24 protein-coding genes are annotated in these 20,038 nt (G+C 35.3%); 18 read left to right on the forward strand and 6 right to left on the reverse strand.

What is annotated here, in order from left to right:
* The 16 genes from F564_RS0114270 to F564_RS0114345 all read left to right on the forward strand — a co-directional run.
* A partial coding sequence (locus F564_RS0114270; protein ID WP_154656815.1) for a transposase occupies nt 1–254 on the forward strand: 254 nt, incomplete at its 5' end.
* Between the two features lie 35 nt (nt 255–289).
* On the forward strand, nt 290–865 hold the full coding sequence (locus F564_RS0114275) for a fasciclin domain-containing protein (RefSeq protein ID WP_028123245.1): 576 nt from the start codon (nt 290–292) through the stop codon (nt 863–865).
* A 91-nt stretch (nt 866–956) separates the two neighbouring features.
* Entirely contained in the window at nt 957–1,670 is a 714-nt protein-coding gene (locus F564_RS0114280) for a ferritin-like domain-containing protein (protein WP_028123246.1), read from the forward strand.
* A 29-nt stretch (nt 1,671–1,699) separates the two neighbouring features.
* The gene (locus F564_RS0114285; protein ID WP_028123247.1) at nt 1,700–2,512 is read left to right on the forward strand and encodes a ferritin-like domain-containing protein; all 813 of its coding nucleotides are present in this window, start codon (nt 1,700–1,702) and stop codon (nt 2,510–2,512) included.
* 236 nt (nt 2,513–2,748) lie between these two features.
* Entirely contained in the window at nt 2,749–2,964 is a 216-nt protein-coding gene (locus F564_RS21235; RefSeq protein WP_028123248.1) for a transposase, read from the forward strand.
* Between the two features lie 421 nt (nt 2,965–3,385).
* Nucleotides 3,386–4,732, forward strand: a complete 1,347-nt coding sequence (locus tag F564_RS20010) for a phage integrase SAM-like domain-containing protein (protein ID WP_028123249.1) — start codon at nt 3,386–3,388, stop codon at nt 4,730–4,732.
* A 350-nt stretch (nt 4,733–5,082) separates the two neighbouring features.
* A complete protein-coding gene (locus F564_RS0114300) occupies nt 5,083–5,349 on the forward strand; it encodes a MerR family transcriptional regulator (protein WP_028123250.1) in 267 nt (88 codons plus the stop codon).
* A gap of 99 nt (nt 5,350–5,448) precedes the next feature.
* Entirely contained in the window at nt 5,449–5,706 is a 258-nt protein-coding gene (locus tag F564_RS19350; protein WP_051259691.1) for a hypothetical protein, read from the forward strand.
* Nucleotides 5,699–6,766, forward strand: a complete 1,068-nt coding sequence (locus F564_RS0114310) for an AAA family ATPase (RefSeq protein WP_051259692.1) — start codon at nt 5,699–5,701, stop codon at nt 6,764–6,766. The genes F564_RS19350 and F564_RS0114310 overlap by 8 nt, the downstream gene beginning before the upstream one ends.
* Nucleotides 6,767–6,928: 162 nt before the next feature.
* On the forward strand, nt 6,929–8,080 hold the full coding sequence (locus F564_RS19355) for a DUF6371 domain-containing protein (RefSeq protein WP_051259693.1): 1,152 nt from the start codon (nt 6,929–6,931) through the stop codon (nt 8,078–8,080).
* A gap of 5 nt (nt 8,081–8,085) precedes the next feature.
* A complete protein-coding gene (locus F564_RS21010; protein ID WP_028123252.1) occupies nt 8,086–8,328 on the forward strand; it encodes a hypothetical protein in 243 nt (80 codons plus the stop codon).
* Nucleotides 8,289–8,486, forward strand: a complete 198-nt coding sequence (locus F564_RS0114325; protein WP_028123253.1) for a hypothetical protein — start codon at nt 8,289–8,291, stop codon at nt 8,484–8,486. Before F564_RS21010 ends, F564_RS0114325 begins: the two co-directional genes overlap by 40 nt.
* Nucleotides 8,473–8,742: a hypothetical protein gene (locus F564_RS0114330; protein WP_028123254.1), complete on the forward strand. Its 270-nt coding sequence runs from the start codon at nt 8,473–8,475 to the stop codon at nt 8,740–8,742. The genes F564_RS0114325 and F564_RS0114330 overlap by 14 nt, the downstream gene beginning before the upstream one ends.
* 128 nt (nt 8,743–8,870) lie before the next feature.
* The gene (locus F564_RS19360) at nt 8,871–13,211 is read left to right on the forward strand and encodes a tape measure protein (protein WP_034981710.1); all 4,341 of its coding nucleotides are present in this window, start codon (nt 8,871–8,873) and stop codon (nt 13,209–13,211) included.
* Nucleotides 13,212–13,230: 19 nt separating this feature from the next.
* Nucleotides 13,231–13,503 (forward strand): hypothetical protein, encoded by a 273-nt coding sequence (locus F564_RS0114340; RefSeq protein WP_028123255.1) that lies wholly within the window; start codon nt 13,231–13,233, stop codon nt 13,501–13,503.
* 8 nt (nt 13,504–13,511) lie between these two features.
* Complete coding sequence (locus tag F564_RS0114345) at nt 13,512–14,087, forward strand: hypothetical protein (RefSeq protein WP_028123256.1); 576 nt, start codon at nt 13,512–13,514, stop codon at nt 14,085–14,087.
* A gap of 1,100 nt (nt 14,088–15,187) precedes the next feature.
* Here F564_RS0114345 and F564_RS0114365 read toward each other — a convergent pair.
* The 5 genes from F564_RS0114365 to F564_RS0114385 all read right to left on the reverse strand — a co-directional run bounded on the left by F564_RS0114365 (nt 15,188) and on the right by F564_RS0114385 (nt 16,937).
* A complete protein-coding gene (locus F564_RS0114365) occupies nt 15,188–15,370 on the reverse strand; it encodes a hypothetical protein (protein ID WP_028123259.1) in 183 nt (60 codons plus the stop codon).
* 65 nt (nt 15,371–15,435) lie between these two features.
* Entirely contained in the window at nt 15,436–15,882 is a 447-nt protein-coding gene (locus F564_RS0114370) for a hypothetical protein (protein WP_028123260.1), read from the reverse strand.
* Nucleotides 15,883–15,941: 59 nt separating this feature from the next.
* Complete coding sequence (locus F564_RS0114375; RefSeq protein ID WP_028123261.1) at nt 15,942–16,349, reverse strand: hypothetical protein; 408 nt, start codon at nt 16,347–16,349, stop codon at nt 15,942–15,944.
* 22 nt (nt 16,350–16,371) lie between these two features.
* Complete coding sequence (locus F564_RS0114380; RefSeq protein ID WP_028123262.1) at nt 16,372–16,695, reverse strand: SH3 beta-barrel fold-containing protein; 324 nt, start codon at nt 16,693–16,695, stop codon at nt 16,372–16,374.
* 23 nt (nt 16,696–16,718) lie between these two features.
* A complete protein-coding gene (locus F564_RS0114385) occupies nt 16,719–16,937 on the reverse strand; it encodes a hypothetical protein (protein WP_028123263.1) in 219 nt (72 codons plus the stop codon).
* Nucleotides 16,938–17,071: 134 nt separating this feature from the next.
* Between F564_RS0114385 and F564_RS19365 the strand changes: the two genes are divergently transcribed.
* Nucleotides 17,072–17,374: a helix-turn-helix domain-containing protein gene (locus F564_RS19365; RefSeq protein WP_051259694.1), complete on the forward strand. Its 303-nt coding sequence runs from the start codon at nt 17,072–17,074 to the stop codon at nt 17,372–17,374.
* A 128-nt stretch (nt 17,375–17,502) separates the two neighbouring features.
* A complete protein-coding gene (locus F564_RS0114395; RefSeq protein ID WP_154656884.1) occupies nt 17,503–18,054 on the forward strand; it encodes a hypothetical protein in 552 nt (183 codons plus the stop codon).
* A gap of 1,401 nt (nt 18,055–19,455) precedes the next feature.
* Here F564_RS0114395 and F564_RS0114400 read toward each other — a convergent pair.
* The gene (locus F564_RS0114400; protein ID WP_028123265.1) at nt 19,456–19,863 is read right to left on the reverse strand and encodes a hypothetical protein; all 408 of its coding nucleotides are present in this window, start codon (nt 19,861–19,863) and stop codon (nt 19,456–19,458) included.
* Between the last annotated feature and the right edge of the window lie 175 nt (nt 19,864–20,038).

Genomic DNA, 20,038 nt, shown 5'->3' on the forward strand with positions numbered 1-20,038 from the left:
TGGATACACCCATGAGAAACAACCAAAAAAATTATCAAAAACAAAAATATATTTTCAGAAAATCGAGAAAAAGAATAGAGACATTATTCTCTCAGCTTTGTGACCAATTTAAAATCAGAAACAACTACGCAAAATCATTTGAAGGTTTTAAAACAAGGATATTGAGCAAAATAACAGCATTAACTTTCATTCAATTTGTAAATGTTTTTGTATTTAATAGAAAAATGAATAATATTAAAATTGCATTAGTTTGATAATGCACTACGAGTTAATATAAAAAATAGACAAAATGAACTCCAGAACAAAAATCGCAGCTTTCGGAATGATTGCATTATCATTCGCATTCAGTAGCAATGCAACTGCACAGACAATGAAAATGAAGGAAAAAACAGTAATGGTTGGCGGTGCGCCAATGTATCCTTCCAAAAATATTGTAGAAAATGCCGTTAATTCTAAAGACCATACAACACTTGTTGCAGCGGTAAAAGCAGCAGGTTTGGTAGAAACATTGCAGAGCGAAGGGCCTTTCACGGTTTTAGCTCCAACGAACGAAGCTTTCGCCAAACTTCCGGCAGGCACGGTGGAAAATCTTGTGAAGCCAGAAAACAAAGAAATGTTGACCAAGATCCTTACTTATCACGTTTTAGCGGGTAAATACGGTTCAAAACAAATCTGGGCAGCTGTCAAAGCAGGCAACGGAAAAGCAATGATGAAAACTGTAGAAGGTGAAGATGTAACCTTCTGGGCAAAAGGTAAAGATCTTTATATTAAAGATGCAAAAGGTGGAAGTGCAAAAGTAACTATAGCAGATGTGAACCAGTCCAATGGCACGATTCATGTTATCGACACCGTATTGATGCCTTAGTGATTACGTAAAATAACACAAGTATTCTTGTGTTATTTTATTTTTATCCTTCTGAAACTTGTAGATTAATCACACATATAAAAGTAATATTATGAAAAAAACAATCAGTGTATCCAATAGTAAAGCGACTTTGGATACCAACAGGAGAAACTTTTTGAAGCTCAGTGGAGTTGGATTGGCAATTGCCGGACTTGCACTTGTTGGCTGTAATGATGATGATATGATCATAGATCCCGGGACTAATGTTTTCGATCTTGGTATGGGAGATGTAGGTGTTTTGAATTATGCTTATGCCCTCGAACAGCTGGAAGCTGATTTCTACACCAAGGTGGTCAATAATTTCTATTCAGGAATATCAAATGATGAAAAGACAGTCCTAACGGATCTTTACAATCATGAAGTAATTCACAGAGATTTTTTCAAAGCAGCAATCACTGGTGCTGCGCCAAACAGTATATTGCCAACTCTGGAATTCCAATATCCAGGTGTAAACTTTAGTAATAGAGCATCTGTACTGGCAACAGCAAAAGCTCTGGAAGATACTGGTGTTGCGGCATATAACGGCGCAGGAAAATATATTACGAATGCAGACTATCTGGTCCTTGCAGGAAAAATTGTTTCAGTAGAAGCAAGACACGCTTCTGCAATTAGAGATCTTATTAATCCAAAATCTGCAGACTTCTCCGGGGATGATGTGGTGAATGCAATGAATGGTTTGGATGTTGCAAAAGAACCAAAAGACATTGTTGCAGTGGCAGGAGGCTTCATCAAAACGCCATTTACGTGGAAAGAGAGAGGTATTTAATTCATCATTAATTTCAAAAATTTACTATTATGAACATTCTTAGAATATTAGATAAGCTCTCAAACGATAAATTCTTCACAGGGGAAGCTTCAAGATTACAAACATTGTCCAGCATCGCTGATTTTGGTAAAAAAGCAGCTGTTGCAGCAGTACCACTAGGATTAGGTGTGATGATGTCAACACCCGCGCATGCGGAAACCACCATTTCCAGTTCTGCTGCAGTGGCAACACCTTTAATAGAGGCTTTGCAATTGGCATTAACACTGGAGTATCTGGAAGATGAATATTATGCAATGGGCCGCGGAAAAGCAGGTTTGATTCCAACTAGTGATAAAGCGATTTTTGATCAGATCTCAAAGCACGAGAATGCACACGTTGCATTCCTTAAAACTACTTTAACAGCTTTAGGAACGGCGCCGGTAGCTAAACCAAATTTTGATTTTACAGTGAATGGTGCTTTTGATCCCATGAATGACTACCAACAGTTCTTGATTTTGGCTCAAGCTTTTGAAGATACTGGTGTAAGAGCATATAAAGGACAGGCTGGCAACGTGATGTCAAACAAAGATGTTTTGACAGCAGCACTCCAGATTCACTCTGTGGAAGCAAGACACGCTTCTGTGGTCAGAAGGCTGAGAGGACAGAAAGGTTGGATAGAATTGGCAAAAGGTGGTAATATGCCGGCAGCAACCGATGCTGTTTATAACGGAGAAGGTGTTACTGTTCAGGCTGGTTTTAACACCGCTACTGCATTTGGAGCAGAAGCAGGATCTGCGGCTTATGACGAGATTTTGACCGGAGACCAAGCGAAAGCAATTGCTGGTTTATTCATTAAGCCATAAAAAATTGACAACGGTATATACTGAAAATCCTTTTCCATAGCGGGAGAAGGATTTTTTTGTTGTCCGCAAGTGGTGATCCATTGCAGACACTTGATGTTTCTTGGTTAATTTGATGCCTTTTTGTGAGTCTTAAAACGGTTATTTAGTAACAATCTTTTAGATAAAGCAAGATGAAGAATAGAGGGTCTTTATCAATTTTTTAGAGTGGATGTTTCAAAACTTGGAAAGCTGAATTCATGATCAATGAATTTGGCTTTTTGATTTACAATGGCGAAGGGGTGATTTTTTCTTCTTTTAATTTTTCAAATAGATCTGTGAAAGAATCTAAAGGCCAAGCCAAAAACTGCGGAGGATGCCCGATACGAAGTGTCTGTCACAATTTCAAACACAACCGCAGTGTTGAGCGAAGCCATCAATTGGAAGAAAACAAAGCGAAATCAGACAACTTTTAAACAGCGAAATCAGACCTCAAAAAACGCCAACAAAGCTGGTGCGAGCATCTTGCTCGTGCTCATTAATAAATAACACGGGCTATCAATTCTAGTTTTAAATAGTTTGGAATAAAAAGAGAGATATGAATTTCCACAAGGTGGTAAGATCATCATTAAATTTCGTAAAAAAGGGACTATTGGTATTTTAATAGTCCCTTATTTGTGTAAGTGATTGGTTTACATTTGGATTTGTAGCCTATAGGGAGCTAATATAAATGGTTTATAATAATTCAAAATGATTTATAATGATGCTTAAATTGGCTATAATAAGGGGTTTGTGCTATTGTATTGATTTATAAAAGTTCAAATTGCTATTAAAAATAATACATATTAATCCAAAATAATACATTTTATTTCTATATTTGGAAAATAATATTATTTAATGGCAACTTTAAATTTTCAGTTCCGATCAATTAAAATCAATGCTCCATTTACTGCAAGATTTCAATTTTCAAATTCTGATAAGATTTCTGAAACAAATCCTTTCGGACTTGATTTTGTCGAGGGTAAAACTGAGATATTCGTTTTTTCAAATGAGGAAATTATGAGTAACCCGGCTGTTAATGGTAAAAGGTTCTGGACTAAGTATAAAAAATACAAAGGTTCGGATGTTGAAATTTTAAAGCGCAAAAATCGAATATTAATAGAACAAGATGATCTGAGAAGTTTTATTTTGACTAAATCTGAGACTGTCTCGGAATATACAAAAGAATGGCTACAGTCATCCATCAAAGAGTTTTATAATAATAAGAAACGGGATGCTGACAAAAGTATCGATGCTCCTTTGTCATTAATCTGGCATTTTGATAATTATGTAAAACTAAAAACTAATAAAATTGCAGAACCTACTGTAATGAAGCTTAACGATACAAAAAATATTGTGTTGAACTTCCAAAGCTTCCTATCTATTAAAAAAGGATATGACTATATTATCAATGTGGATGAAATATGTCCGGAATTACAATATGAGTTGGAGGCTTTTCTTAATTCAAAAAAATATGCTCACAACACAATCGCAAAAACAATAAAAATTATAAAAACAATTTGTAATTACTCTGTTAATTATGGAATTCAGTTGCATAGACAGTATGGCTTGGTTGGTTTGTCTTATGAGGAGAAAGACGTTGTTTATCTTTCATTTGAGGAACTTCAGCAAATAAAGAATACTGAATTACCAAAAGAATACGAAAATGCCAGGGATTGGCTTTATATCAGTTGTTTTATGGGGCAAAGAATTTCGGACTTTATGAGATTTGATAAATCTTTGATGCGAAGAGAAGGAGGGGATTATGTTGTTGATTTTACCCAATCCAAAACTGATAAAAAAATATCATTACTTCTTCATCCGGAAGTTGTTTCAATTTTAGCAAAGAGAGAAATGAATTTTCCTGAGCCAATCTCAGAGCAGCGATATAATGAGGAAATAAAAACAGTGTGTCAACTTGCTGGAATTACTGAGATTATATCAGGAAGCGTACTTGAAGAAGTTGAGAAGGGTATCTGGCGAAATGTAAAGGGGAAATATTCTAAATACAAATTGGTGGGATCACATATTGGTAGAAAATCTTACTGTACAAATTTTTACAGTAAGATTCCAACATCTCTTATTTTGGAAGTGTCAGGACATTCAGAGGAACGTGTCTTATTGTCATACATTGGCAAAAAAGACAATACCAACTCAAGGTTGATAAAAAATTACTATTCCCAGATTGATATAACAAAAGATTAGAAAACTAGATCTTAAAGATAAAATCCATTAATGGGGATAACTTTTTCAGAAAATTAAATAACTGTTTTTCAAGGGTTTAAATTAATATAAATTAAAATAAGTCCAAAAAGCGGTTTTTAAACCACAATATTACTTGATAATTAGAAATGCCTATTGACATAACAAATTATAAGTCATAGATTTGTATCGTTGACTTAAAGTAATACTTTAAGTAGATAGAAGAAAAACATCCTGATTGGGGAATCAGGATATTTTGAGGAAGATTTAAAGCTTGGACGCTCTTAAAAATCTTCTTCAAAGATATGTTTTTTTTCAAATGTAAAATTTGAAATAATTAAAAATGTTGTATCATGAAGAAACCTATTGAAGAAATGCTTGAAAGCATTGAAAAACAAAATCTCGAAATTCTCCACTTTCTCAAAGGAGATCAGTCACATTCAACCAGCCATCAAAATGATAAATCTGCAAAATTGCTGACAAAGACTGAGTATGCAAAAGCAATAAAAAAGAGTGTTCCTACTGTGGATCGCTGGGTGTCAGATGGTCTAATAACGCCTATTCTTATTGGCGGTCGTCGATATTTCCAAGATCCAGTTTCGCAATACATTTCCAAATAAAAAACCCGCAGCAAAAAGAGCAGGCGGGAGTATGTGATTGAAATAGAGGTCTATTGCAAATATAACGCTTATTTCTTTGTGTTGCAAATACTTATTGCAATGAAAAAAGAAAATTATCTAATCCAAGAATTAATACTTCTCCAATTCTTGACCGCACATACAGCAACGGCAACGATGGCTTGTAAATCAACTGGATTAAGTCAGAAGAACGTATGCAGATATAAGAGAAAATTAGAAGCTAATCAGCTTGTAGTTGTGCTTTTTAAAGCTAAATGTAGAATTACTGGAAGGCAAGCAGATTACCTAACAGCAGATCCCAGATTAGTAGAAATAGTTAAAAATCGAAAAAATGGATGATACTGCAGAAAAAATAAAACCACAATTCGATTTTGGAATTTTAAAAAAAGACCAATTAATTGAAGAGGCTGAATCTTTGAAAAATTCAAGCAGTGAAAATATTGGAATGTTTAAAGTTAAACCAATCAATAATTGGGTTAATGAAGCAAAAAACAAACCCACTCCAAGGATGTTACATGGCGAATTTTGGCACGAGGGAGAAGTGTGTATATTATTTGCTGATACCAATCAAGGAAAGACGATTTTAGCGGTACAAATCGCAGATAGTCTCAGTAGAGGACGTCAAATCAAGGGATTTAAATTAGGGACCCCAAAGCAAAAAGTTTTGTACTTTGATTTTGAACTTTCGGCTAAGCAATTTGAAGTTCGCTATAGTGAGAAAGACGTAGAAGGTAAATTGCATAACCATTTCGTATTTGATGATAACTTTATAAGAGTAGAAATAAACCCGGATGCTGAAGTTCCCGCGGGAACAAGTTTTGAGGAATCAATCAACAATTCAATTGAGCAATCTATTATACTTACCGGCGCTACAACCTTAATAATTGACAATATCACATATTTGAGAAGTGCTACCGAAACAGCAAAAGATGCCCTTCCATTAATGAAGCATCTTAAAACTCTCAAAAACAAATACAATCTTTCAATACTAATTTTAGCTCATACTCCCAAAAGAGATTTAAGTAAACCAATCACCAGGAATGACTTACAAGGCAGTAAAATGTTAATAAACTTTGTTGATAGTTGTTTCGCTATAGGAGAGAGTTATCAGGATAAAAACGTCAGATACATCAAGCAAATTAAAGCTCGTAATACGGAAATTGTTTATGATAGCGAGAATGTTATTGTCTGCCAAATTAATAAAGATGTCAATTTTCTACAATTTGAATTTTTAGATTTTGGACAAGAAAGAAATCATTTGAAAGAACTCACTGAAAAAGATAGAGAGAGCAATATTCAAAAGGTAAAGGAATTAATTCAACAAGGGCATTCTCAAAGGAAAATTTCTACTGAGTTAGGAATTTCTTTAGGAGCGGTTAATAAATATTCAAAATTATAAAAACGTTCACGACATGTTCAAGGTGTTCACACTCTGAACGTGAACGGAACACTTCATAAACTATTATTAATAAAGGTTTTACGGTGTTCACGCTTTTATAAACTATGCAAAGTGTTCACGTTACTGACTGAATACATCGTGAACAAATAACATAAATTACCTATGAATCATCACAACTTCATTTTAGAACCATACGCTGGAATAAAGACCAGACATCACTGTGTTAATTGTGGAAAGCGTGAACTTACTTTATACATAGATGTTGAGAGTAAGGAATATTTAAGCGAGTATGTGGGTCGATGTAATCGAGAAACGAGTTGCGGTTATCATTTTACTCCTAAAGAATATTTTTTGACCAACGGTATAAAGACTGACTTTACAACCCTGAAGAAAAAGCCTGCATTGGTGATAAAACAAACCTCATTGATAGAACAAGATGTTTTTGTAGAGAGTTTGAAAGATTACGATAAAAACAACTTCATAACATTTCTAATTATGTTATTTGGAATGGATGCAGCGACAAAATTAATTGAGACTTATTACATCGGTACCGGATCAAATGGAAATACAATATACTGGCAAATCAATACTGATGGAGAGGTAAGAACGGGAAAGATTATGATGTATGATCCAGTAACAGGAAAGAGATTAAAGGGTGTTCATAATCATATTAATTGGGTTCATTCCAAAATTGACAATTTCAATCTCAATCAGTGTCTTTTTGGAGAGCATCTATTAAAAAATAACAGAAAGCCTTGCGCTTTAGTAGAATCTGAGAAAACGGCGATTATAGCAAGTGTTTATTTACCTCAATATACTTGGCTAGCGACTGGCGGTTTGAATAATCTGAAATTAGAAAAATGCCAGGCTCTGAAAGGTCGCAATGTTATTTTATTTCCAGATTTAGGAGGCTTTGAGAAATGGTCAATAAAGGCACAAGAATTAAAATCGATATGTAATGTAACAATATCAAATATCCTTGAAGAAAACGCCTCGGATGATGCTCGGAAAGCTGGTTATGACATTGCGGATTATCTTGTGAAGTTCAAACCTGAGGAATTCCAAAGAAAAAAGAAATATGAGGAATATTCAAAACTGGAACGACTTCAATTTGGATTGTCAATATTCAAGGTTGAGGATCTGAGGATTTTAGCCAAGCAAGTTGCTGAAGATTGGGTTTCCTATCGTGATGTAATGATTAACCTGCAGAATGATGGAATGACTTATACGGATGCAGAAGATATTTTGGACGTGATGTGTATCAGAAAAGTTTTGAAAGTCGGTGATTTCCAATATAGAGTGAACTATAACTAATCACTATGGAAACAGCGGAAATAATAAAGGACGATTTGATTAAAGAAATCTTGGAGAAAGCACCGGATGAAAATGATAACGCCTGGTTTCTGAAATTATCAAAACAATCGCAAATAGATTTTATACTGAATCAGGCAAGTGACGGAGAAGTAAATTTTAACAGTCTGAAAATTAAAACATTAATAGAAACAAATAAAATTTTAAAACAATGGGAAAACCAAAATCAACAAAAGAAGTTAAGGAATTAATCGATATGATGGATAGTCACGTAGAACAAATTAGCGGATTCGTGGACAGCAAAAAGCCACTATGGAAAGGGGGAAATTTAATTTCCGCAATTGAATCAGCGGATTATGAAGTAAAAATTACAGTTGAAAAAAAATCAAAGAGTAATGGAGTTAAATAATGAAGATCAGTCATTTATAGATTTACTGCATCTGGCTATAAAAAAAATGATTGCGGATCTTCAAGACTCTGATCATGTTAGGAAAATAATCATTAACCATTTGACCGATCAAGAAATAGCGGAAATTTCACTCTATCACGCTGGTGATGTCAGATTAAGGGAACAGACCACAGATAAAATACATGCTATTTGGCGTGCATACTTAAAAGAAGCAGATCCGGCCTTATACGAATACATAGAAACTCATAATCTATAAGAAATAATGATCACTGCCATTTGTCGATGGTGGCAGTGATTTTAACAAAAATAAGTTTAACCCTAAAATCTTAAAAAAATATGTACAGAAACGCGTGCGGACACAACCACACGATTTAAAAAAAAACAATGCAAAATAGCCAAGGATCTCTTTTTTTCGGTGTAGGAATCGACCTTACACAATGGAAAAAAGATATTGAGACAATGCGCCGAGACATTCTCGGATTGAATAACACTGTCCAAAATGAGACAAGACAGATAGATTCATCTTTCAAAAACCTTTCATTAGGTATTGCGGGATATTTTTCCGCAAACGCAATAATCGGATTTGCAAAGGAACTTATTGATATTAGGGGAGAATTCCAAAAGACGGAAATTGCTTTTTCTACAATGTTGGGAGACGGCGTACAAGCAAAAAACCTGATGGGTCAAATGGTGGATCTCGCCGCCAAAACTCCATTTTCCTTACAAGATGTTTCCAACGGAGCAAAACAGTTACTTGCCTTTCAAGTTCCGGCGAATGAGGTTGTAGATACATTAACCAGGATGGGAAACATTGCGGCCGGTTTGTCGGTTCCGCTTTCTCGTATCAATTTAGTCTATGGCCAAGTTAGAGCAAAAGGAAAATTGATGGGTGACGATCTCCGACAATTTACTGAGGCTGGAATTCCGATGGTCGCGGAACTAGCTAAGAAATTTAATAAGACTACTGGTGAGATAACTGGAATGGTATCAGCTGGTAAAATAGGATTTAAGGATGTGCAAGATGTCCTTTTCAATTTGACCAATGAGGGCGGTATGTTTTACAACCTAATGGAAAAACAATCAGCTTCTTTGTCTGGTAAGATTGCAAATCTGGGTGATACCTGGGATCAGATGATGAACAAGATCGGACAATCAAATGAAGGTTTATTAAGTTCCGGAATCGATGGATTAAATTATCTGGTTGAACATTATGAGGAAGTGGGTAAAGTCTTACTTACACTAATCGAGACATACGGAGCTTATCGGGTCGCATTAGTGTTGACAAGTGTCACTCAGGCTCGAATGGCCACGCCCGCACTTATTCAAGGATTTACAAATCTAATCAATATCGTCAGAGGTGCGACCGTTGCTCAATCTGCATTGAATGCGACAACACTCGCAAATCCTTATTTGCTACTAGCGACAGGAATTGCCGCGGTCGTTGCGGTATGTTATAATTACAGAAAAGAATTAGGCGAATTGGTCGGAATTGTTGAGGTCGCAAATGATAGAACCAAATATTATGCAGCAACTGACAAACAATTTACTCAGACATTCTCTCAAGGAATAGTTGAAAAAAGAGCCAAAATCGAAAGCTTAATAGCGGTATTCGGAAACGAACAATCAAAACTTGAAGATAGAAAAAGAGCGTACGAAAAGTTAATTGCTATTGATTCCACTTTCAAGGACACTTTAGATAGCCAATATCGGGCGACTTTCAGGCTGGGAGATGCGTTCGATCACGTCATCAAAAAGATGCAAGCCTTCGCAATGGCACAAGCGGAAATTGCAGTAAAAGCCGAAGACTTAAAGGAAAAAGCGCAATCAGATTTCAATCTCTCACTTTCCCAAGTAAAATATGACGAAGGAGAAAGACAATTGAACGAATGGGGAAAACTCCTTAAATCTGGTCAAATTGACGTCAAAGAATATGCAAAAAGAGTAAAGGAAATCAATTGGGATGATACCCGTGATGCACTTTACGAAGCAAAAAAAGCATCAGTTGAAATAAATAAGGAAGCCAATTATGCAAATTTAGCAGAAAGCAAAAAGCTTGAATTGCTGAAAAAACAGGAAACGGTTTTACAAGCTCAGCTGAATGGTGGCAAAGTACAAGGAAAGCCGATAAGTGAAGGTTTGAGAGCTCAATTAAAGAAGGAATTGGACATTGTAAAGGCTCAACGTAGCGCATACGCTATGGAGATTGAAAAAGTCGTTTCCGGAGATTCTCCCGCTGGTGGTCTGAAAAAATACACTGAAGCCTGGTACGAAGAAGAAAAAAAGCGATTACAGGAACTTAAACAAGCTCAAGTCGTTGGCTCCAAAGACTGGATTAAATACGGAGCAGAAATAAAAAGGATTGATGATCTCCTTAGTCCAAAGAAAAACAAAGAGAAGCTTGCGGAAATATTTTCCAGACAATCTATTGCGGATCTGGAACAAAGAATTTCTCTATGGAATGAGGCTAAAAATAAAGCATCAGGTGAAACTATCAATGTTTTAACTAAAAATAGCAAAGGAGAAACAGTAAAAACGGGAAAAACCGTATCCATTTCCGAAGCTAACAAAGAAATAGAAATATTACAAAAAGCCCGGGATAAAAGACAAAAGGAACTACAATTACTATCATTTCAGGAACAAGTCGCAGAAGATGAAAGACAATGGAATGTGAGATACAGACTAGCCAAGGAATACGGAGAAGAGATCGCTAAGGCTCAATTTCCGAACCTACAAGGCAATTCATACTTTGATGATTTAAACTCGAAATTCCAGCCTCTAAACAATCAATATTTGGCAGGTGTTCAACTTTCTGATGAAGATTTGAAGAAATGGGAACTTTTAAAAAACATTCTTGATTCATTGAATGGAGTTAAAGACCCGTTTTCAAATTTTACTGATGGACTGGATGCGGAATTGGCAAAACTCAAAACATTTGCGGAAAAACAAGAGTTTATTACTTCAAAACTTTATTCACCTGAAATGTTATCCGGTGAAGGAATCGACAATAAGGAAAAAGCGGAATTAGTAAAACGTCAGGAATCTCTCAAAAAAGAATGGACAGCTTACTACGATTCAATACTTGAGGAACAAAAAACATTTGAGCAAAAATCGGCTGACCTTCAAAAAGAATATGATTCCGTAAAAGCATCAGCAAGATACCAGAATTCGACACCTATCGAACAGGCGGCGGTTGATAAGCATTTCAAGGAAAAGATGACCAATTTGTCTTCTGAAGCGTTGGAACAATCCAAAGTGTGGCAAGTGGCTTTCGGAAATCTGGAATACATTTCCAAAGATGCAATTAAAAGAATTATTGAAAGACTTGAAGAATTCCGAGATGCACAAAAAAAGAATCTTTCATTAAAGGATTTTGAAGCACTACAAAAGAAAATAAAGGACTTAAAAAGTATTGCATCAGCAAATCCTTTCAAAGATTTTATTCAAAGTTTTGCGGACGTTAAAGCAGCGAATGAAGAAGCGTCTGCTGCACAGGCAGAATACAACGACAACGTGACCAAGTTCGGGAAAAATAGCGAAGAAGCGAACAAATCTGAGGAAAAATATTTTGCAGCACAAGGAAAAAAACAGAGTGCAATGCAATCGATGGGAGCTTCCTACATGAACATTGGTCAGTACATTCAGCGAGCAAAAGAAGCTTTGAACGCTTGGGCTGATGCTTTCGGGGGACTTTCCGACGCTGCACAGGATGCAGTTGATGATATTACCGGAATTATGGAATCATTAGACGAGGGTTTCCAATCATACACTCAGGGTGATGTTATCGGAATGGTTTTATCAATCATCAAAACTATCGGACTGATTATCAAGGCTTTCAATGGCGAAAAGAAGAAAGAAAGACAATTGAAATCAATGACTTTAGCATTAGGAGAGTTGAAAGTTGCTTATGAAGCGGTCGCTTATGCAGCGGAAAAGGCTTTCGGTTCTCAAAAATATGATGCAGACATCAATGTTATCAAAAATCTTGAAGAACAACAAAGACAGCTTCAGGATATGTGGAAAAAAGAGGATGATAAAAAGAAGTCTGACAAAGCCAAACTAACGGAATACAAGTCTCAAATCCAAGCAATCGGCCAACAAATCCAAGATCTCAAAGATAAAATGGTTGAGGATGTCCTTCAGACAAATGTCAAAGATGCAGCAAAGGAATTGGGAGATGCACTTGTAGAAGCTTTTGAAAAAGGAGAAGATGCAGCCAAATCAATGGAGAAAGTAGCTAACGATGTTTTGAAAAACCTTCTTAAAAATCAGCTCAATCTTATGTTGCAAAACAGGATGAAGCCGATACTCGACAATCTTCTTGCCGCGTCCGGATTTAACGCTGATGGAACTGGCGCATTCAATGGCCTAACGCCGGAAGAAATAGCAAAATTCAAAGCAGACGTCTTACAAGCAGGAAATGATATGCAAGGCTTTCTTACCGCCTATTCCGATATATTCGGTGGAATGAATGATACAAACTCGCTTTCGGGTGCTATTAAAGGCGTTACTGAAGAAACCGCGGGAATCATTGCCGGACAAATGAATGCTATCAGAATTATGCAAGGACAAGCATTGCAAATTCATCAGGATTCAAACAATGTTCTTCGTAGCAGTTTATCGCAACTAACTCAAATTGAAATCAATACAAGATACTTGAAATTGATGTATACCATAATGAACACAAGCGGTAAAGATGGTTCTTTACGTGCTGCAGGATTAATATAAAAATAACAAAATCAAAACAATGGACTATTCAAAATTTATCAACCTGGAAACGTGGCCACCAAAACCAGAAGAAAAAAAGGAGCCGGAACAAAAAGACGAATTCAGCGAAAAAGTAAGGCAACATTTTCGGGACAATCCCGAAGCATTAGCGGAATTGCAGAAAGAACTAAAAGAACAAAAACAAAATTCCGAACCAGACATTCGTCAATCCCTATTTAGCCAACCAAAAGAGGAAGGAGGAATTTCGCCAGAAATGGAAGCCTACGTAAAATCAAAAAATAACAATAAATAATTAAAACAATGACAGTAGAAAGAATCAAAATCGCATCAAACGACCGTAGAATTTCGGATGAGGAAAGCAATATCACAAGAACGGTTGATATGATGACCAAAATCCTCGAGCTATACAAACAGGAAGGAGTAAAGCTTTCCGACGATGACGTAAATAAACTGATCCAGTCAACTTACGGAGATATCACAATTGATAAAATTGCACATAGTAAATGCTCCAAAAAAAGACCAAAAGAACAATTGGAAGAATATATTACTTGGATTGATGATATTAGGCTCGCTTTCAAACTGTATTCAGGACTTCAATCTGTTATGTTTTCCTATTATGTTTATTGCGAGAAGGGAATTATTCTTGTCAAAGAAAATGCTTTGAAAGAAATCGAGGATAATTACACTTATTACATCACTGAGGAAAAAGATATTGAGCTTTATAATCGACATAAAAAGCTGGTTGAAGATGCAAATCAATTATCGGAAGATTTGAGAGAAAATGCCGGAAATAATTTCATAACATCAGCTTTCTTACTGCATTTTAATGTAGATGGAAGCGCCTATGCTCCGAACACTTTTAAATATGGTAAGTAATCGGACGAAACTTCGTCTAATCTTAAAGTTGAACCTCTCAGAAATGGGAGGTTTTTTCTTTATAATTGGTATTCGACATAATGTCGAACGTCTGATAATCAAGGAAGGGGTATTTCCCAAAATGGTAAAAACCAAAGTGAGAAAAAATAACTTTGACTAATCTTTTTGGGGTATATTCACTGAGCGGAAATTTCCGTTGAGTGGTTTTCTCCCACTTTGCAGAAAGCTGGTATCATCAATTCTTATACTAGGTAATAGTACCAAACATTGGACAAAATCCCATTTCGGTCCGCAATTGATACGTTCAAAAATGTACGTGTCTATAATGCGAGTTCAACTCACGTTTAAAACTCCAGGGTCTTGGCTTTAACTGGGTATAACAGAAACACAATAAAGAAATTCAAATACATAGCGGAATCTACTGCGGAAGTCAGAAACGATGAATCGTTACTCCGGAGTAACGATATAGAATTTTCTCACTTCAAAGAAATTATACAAGCCATTACCATTAAAAATGGTATTGCTGAAAATCAATTAGTTAGGGATAAGTAATGCTAATGAAAACTTAAATCTCCTTGTCGACAAGGAGATTCAACTCTTTCGGATAAGTTTTCTTCACTGGCTTTTTGCAAAAAATGTTTCTGCTCTTCGGGAGGAAGGGGTGCAACGGCTCGATGGTGAGTGAATGAAAGATTGTCATTTCTTAGATTTGAATCTAACATAGTTGCTGTACTCTTGTATTGTTGTATAGTTTGTCTGTTTAATCCCGTAATCTCTTCCAGTTCATCGTATACCTGTGGGGAGACATACTTTCCTCCAAAACCCCTATTTTTCTGGATTTCCTTGATACCATAATCAGTAACCAATGAAGATACTTCGCTAACAGTGTAATCGTCCGACCAAGAAAAGAACTCGCTATGTTTTAAAGCTTGATACAGTCTTCCGGATGCTACCTCTCTATGATGAGAGTAAGACAAGTTGTCTAATCTTGTCGCCGGCGACAACTTATATCATCTAAACATTGTTCTCTATAAAGTTTTACAATTTGCAAGGCTTTCAAATATTCATCTCTTGTAATCATAATAATCTTGATTGATAATTTATTTTACTATTTCTCTGGTCATTGATCTTATGGCATCTTCTTTAGCCTTTCGGCTGGTAGCAACCGATCCCACTCGATTACTACCATTTTGCTTTTTGCAAGCGTTTTCTTTTTCACTCAGATACTTGTAGATTTGATCTGCTGGAATCTGGTCTAAAATATTTCGGATAATTTTATTCATTTGAATGACGTTTAGTAGTGCTAAAATAGCACTTTTAAAATATCTCCAAAAACGACATTATAAAATCAAGGTCTGTTAATAATCTTATTTCTTCGAGAAAGTAATTTATCTTGAAGTGGTTTAGGCTTTTTGGTTGGTTTTCGTGGCTTTCTTGGTTCGGCTGATGCTTTGCGTTTTGTTGCATTAGATTGGTCAAAATTCAGCCTTTCTGAGACACCACCTAAGTAAATAGTAAACTCGCCATCATACTCAATCTTTTTGACCTCAATAACCATTCTACGTGCGCCTGGGTTGTAACCTTCTTGCAATATTGCTGAGGTGTAATTTCGCATTGCTATAATCTTGCCAGTGGTCTTATCACTTTTGCAGAATCTCGAAATGTAGAACTTACCGCCGTGCCTGTATTCTTCTGTTTTTTCGCCTGAATCAATCTGATCAAAATATTGTCTTTGCATTACCAGAAAAAGCGGTTTCTTTTCAAGTGGTCCGAGTGGTAATATCTGAATTTTCATAAGTTATAGTTTGGTTCTAAGTTAATAAAAATACCCGGCGATAAACCGGGTTAAGTTATTTAATTTTCATTGTGCAAATTCTCATTGTGAAGATGTGCGTGTTGCTTTCTAACTTCTGCGTATCGTGCTTGTCTCTCAGGTTCATTAAAAGCAAATGAAACAGCCATATTGCTAATGAATTTTTTGAGTAATGACATATCAAACATATCGCTGTTGACTGCACTTGAACATCTTTCTTCAATATCAAAATCGTCAATAGTTTTCAAAAGGCTGTCAACACCACAGCCAAGTTCATTATTTTTATACCCTTCTACTGCGCAATAAAGTTCTCTTTTTAGAAATTCAGAATGATGATAATAGTTGATATAAAAATCAATAATTTCTATCCATTCAACTATATCAACACCATAGTAAGATTCTAATTTTGACGCTGCTTTTATTAGGTGGTTTTGTGCTAAATTTTCCATTTTATTAATATTTTGTTTGTGATTATGCTACTAAATTGAATTTCTTAAAACATCTGAATTCGTTTACCTCGGTGTCAAAGTAAGTTTGTACAGTCTCATTCTTTTTGCGGTTACTTTCGCCTACTTCTGGCAAAATATCAGCTCTCAATGTCCCCCAAGCTTCACGTACTGAACCGTCGACTTTTTTAAAGTAGAATCTTACTATTTCGGTTTTCATTTTTTGCTGAAGTTTGAAGTTTGCCCAAGCCTTTTTTAAGCACTCTGCGAAGCTTAATCCGGTTTGTCTAAAGAATTGCCAAGCTGTTTGCATTACTGTTTTTCTGAATGGTGTGTTTGAGGTTGTCATAATATTGTGGTGTTTGATTGTTATTAAATTAATTCGAAAAATTTCGCTTCTGTTTCGTTACATAGAGGGATTAAAACGCTCTTATCTTCATCGGTCAGAGTTGCAAGTTTGGCTTTCAACTTATCTTTAAGATTTGACCAGAATTTGATAGAACTGATTTTACTTGCGTATTGATAGTTAGTATCCATTGCGTTAATGTTTCTTGCTAACTTTTCGGCTCTTTCTTGAGATATTGTTTTCATAATCCAAATGATGTTTTGATTTCTTGAGTACAAATCTAAATAAAGTTTTGATACAATCCAAATAAAAGTGATATTATTTTTAAAATAATCAAAATAATGTTTTGATTTCGTACATTTGCAGAAAGAAATTAACTATGAATATTTTAAGATTAAAAGAGGTATTGGCAGAAAAAGGGATGCAGAATAAAGATCTGGCAGAAAAGATCGGGGTAACCCCTACAACCATTTCGAATATTACACAAGGCAATAATTTTCCAAAGCCTGAGACATTATTAAAAATTGCTGAAGCTCTCGATGTTGATATAAGAGAATTGTTTGTATCAACAAAGGATGAAGAAACCACGCCTATCTACATTAAGGAAAATGGAGAGTTTAGCGAGATTGGAACCATTAATTTTGAGAAGTTCAGTATTGCCTTAAATAAAGGATTGAAATAAAATACAGAACTCGAATTGCTTCCCCAAATGGTGGAGCAAAGCACCCATAACAAATAATTATCCTTAACAAATCGTTAGGGATTTTTTTACGGAAAACCATAATTGTGATAAAATAAAAAGCTGTTACTTTGAAATTAAAAATTAATATGAAAAGTCTATCACTATTAATCTTTATTTCAGGATTCACTTTTGCCCAAAAAATCAAAGTAAGCGAGATTGATCCTTTCAACAACAAAAGGAAAATAGAAACCAGTTTTGAAAAACTTACATCTTCATCCCTGATGGCTGGAATGGGAACCGGTAAAACTGCATTCATAGCATTTCTGGAAGAAAACGACAGACAATTTTTAAGAATCAAATGGACTACAAATGAATTATTGGCCATAGATAAGAATGCGCCTATAATACTTTTAGACAGCGAAGGAATTTCACACACTTATAAATCATCGGAATTGTCAATTGCTGGAATCGGTGCCGGCGCAACTGGCATGTTTGGAATTCAATTATTTGGATTAGACTTATACGCTGAGGGAAATCTTGCAGAACTTGATGGAAAGAAAATCACAGACATAAGGCTGCATACTATCGAGGGATATGTAGATTTGAAAGTTGAGAAGAAACGCCAGGAAGTTGTAGCAAAAACATATCTAATATTTAAGGAAGAACAGTCAAAAAGATAACTAGTTGATTTTCAGATATGTTATTTTTCCTCACACATAAAGTATGTACGAAATGTAGTAAATGCACCTCTAAAAACAACTTTTATTTAATGCTTCAATAGACCAGTTCCAAAAAATTATGGATCAGCTGATACAAGTATTGTTTGTGTCAGGTTATAAATATTTCGTACTTAAATGAATTATTAGAGTCCATAAAAGAAAAACATTTGAATTATCGGAGTCCATGTAGCTGAATTTTCCGAGTCCATAAAAAGGAGGTTTCCGAGAGGATTTTGAATAATGTAATATAATGAAATACTGTCCGGATACTTGATATGTTATATCTGTTATATGGGTCTGCGGATTTTTCCGCAACCTTCCTAAGTTTAACTTAGTGGCTTTTATTTTTAGGAGAAAATGCAACGAATGCAACACTATAAAAGAAGAAAATCAAACGAATCAAACGAGCCAAAAGGCTAAAATCTGACAAATCTGACACATTAAAAGTGCAAAAGTTAACGAATTTAACGCCTAAAAAAGTAAAAACGAACGAAACGAACGAGCTAAAAGAAAATAAGTTGCAACTTAAACGCCAGAATCGGACGAAATGGACGAGCTAAAAGGGACCTACTATTTTATTCATAGCTGAAATGTGATTCAAACTCACATTTAAAAATTTTGCAAGGTTTTTGGGAGGTCACTACGCACGCGTAAAAAGTGTTTATCGGATTTTTTGGAAGTCATAATACGTGTGAAGAAATATTAAGTTTTGATGAGGTCTGAAGATTTTTTCCATATCACTACACGAGTGCGCGGGAGCGTCTATTTTTAGTGTGGCTGAAAGTTCAGCGGTGGAATTTTGCGTGTCCATAAAAAAGGTATTAGTTTATATTAGTTTATGTCCCTATGCTTTAAAATTTAATATTATTTAATACACCTCTATGGGGGATTTCCGAAATTTTTAGAGTCCATGTTGTCTGGGAAATTTATAACGTTTGATTATATCTACCTCTTTGCTTGCCATTTTGGGCAACCAATAGTAAAGTCTTCATCCAAGTTCTTTGAGTCAATACGCGCGCGAACTTTTTATAACTTTTGATATGATACCCCAACTTGCTCCACTTTTTGAAGAAGCGAGTATAAAATCTTCCATCCGAGTGGAAGATTCGGTACGTGCGGGGAATTTCAAAGTTGATATGGTCCGGATTTTACATACACTAATTTTGGGGTGTTTAAAATATCGGAAATTCCGATTTTATACAAGCCATTACCACCAAAAATGGTATTGCTGAAAATCAATTAGTTACACCGATAGGCGAAAATCCGACTTCGCTAAATACCAGTGAGTTAACCAAAGTGAGAAATAGCACTTTGAAAAAATAGCCGTTACCAGAATTCCCGTAACGGCTGATTATTAATTGATTATTTCCTTTTTAACTTGAAAACAATCTTGTCTGCTGGATTGTCTTGTGAATACATTTCCGCTTCTGCTTCGTTTCCAGTCAAAGAATTGATTTTGTAATAAAGCTTTTCTCCTTGCACTGTGACCTCTATTTTATCATTGTTGTCATAATTGTACGTTCCGGAGAAGTTATCGCCTAAATAGAAGCTTGAGTACGATTTATCGGAGTTGAATTTGACCCAGTATTTTAAAATTGTCATATCCTGGAAAGTTCCATCGGTATCTTTGTATTTGACCAAATCCCAAGTTCCCACGACATCATATTTCGCCGCTACAACTTCATCATCATCTTTAGAGCAAGATGTAACAGTAGAAACAGTTCCTAAAGTGATAACGGACATTAGAGCGATTGTAAAAATCTTTTTCATATTATTTAGTTTTGATTTCCGCAAATGTACTTTTGATAAATAAGATATTATTACGGGAATCGGTAAACGAGAAATAATTTAAATCGTTAATTTAGCAGGTTTTTATAGTTTAGGTTAATAAGTCCAAAGGTGGGAAAGTCCTGCATTATAGATAGTGTGAAATATCCAAAAGCTA

The organism is Epilithonimonas tenax DSM 16811, from assembly GCF_000428485.1.
GTDB classification, from domain to species: domain Bacteria; phylum Bacteroidota; class Bacteroidia; order Flavobacteriales; family Weeksellaceae; genus Epilithonimonas; species Epilithonimonas tenax.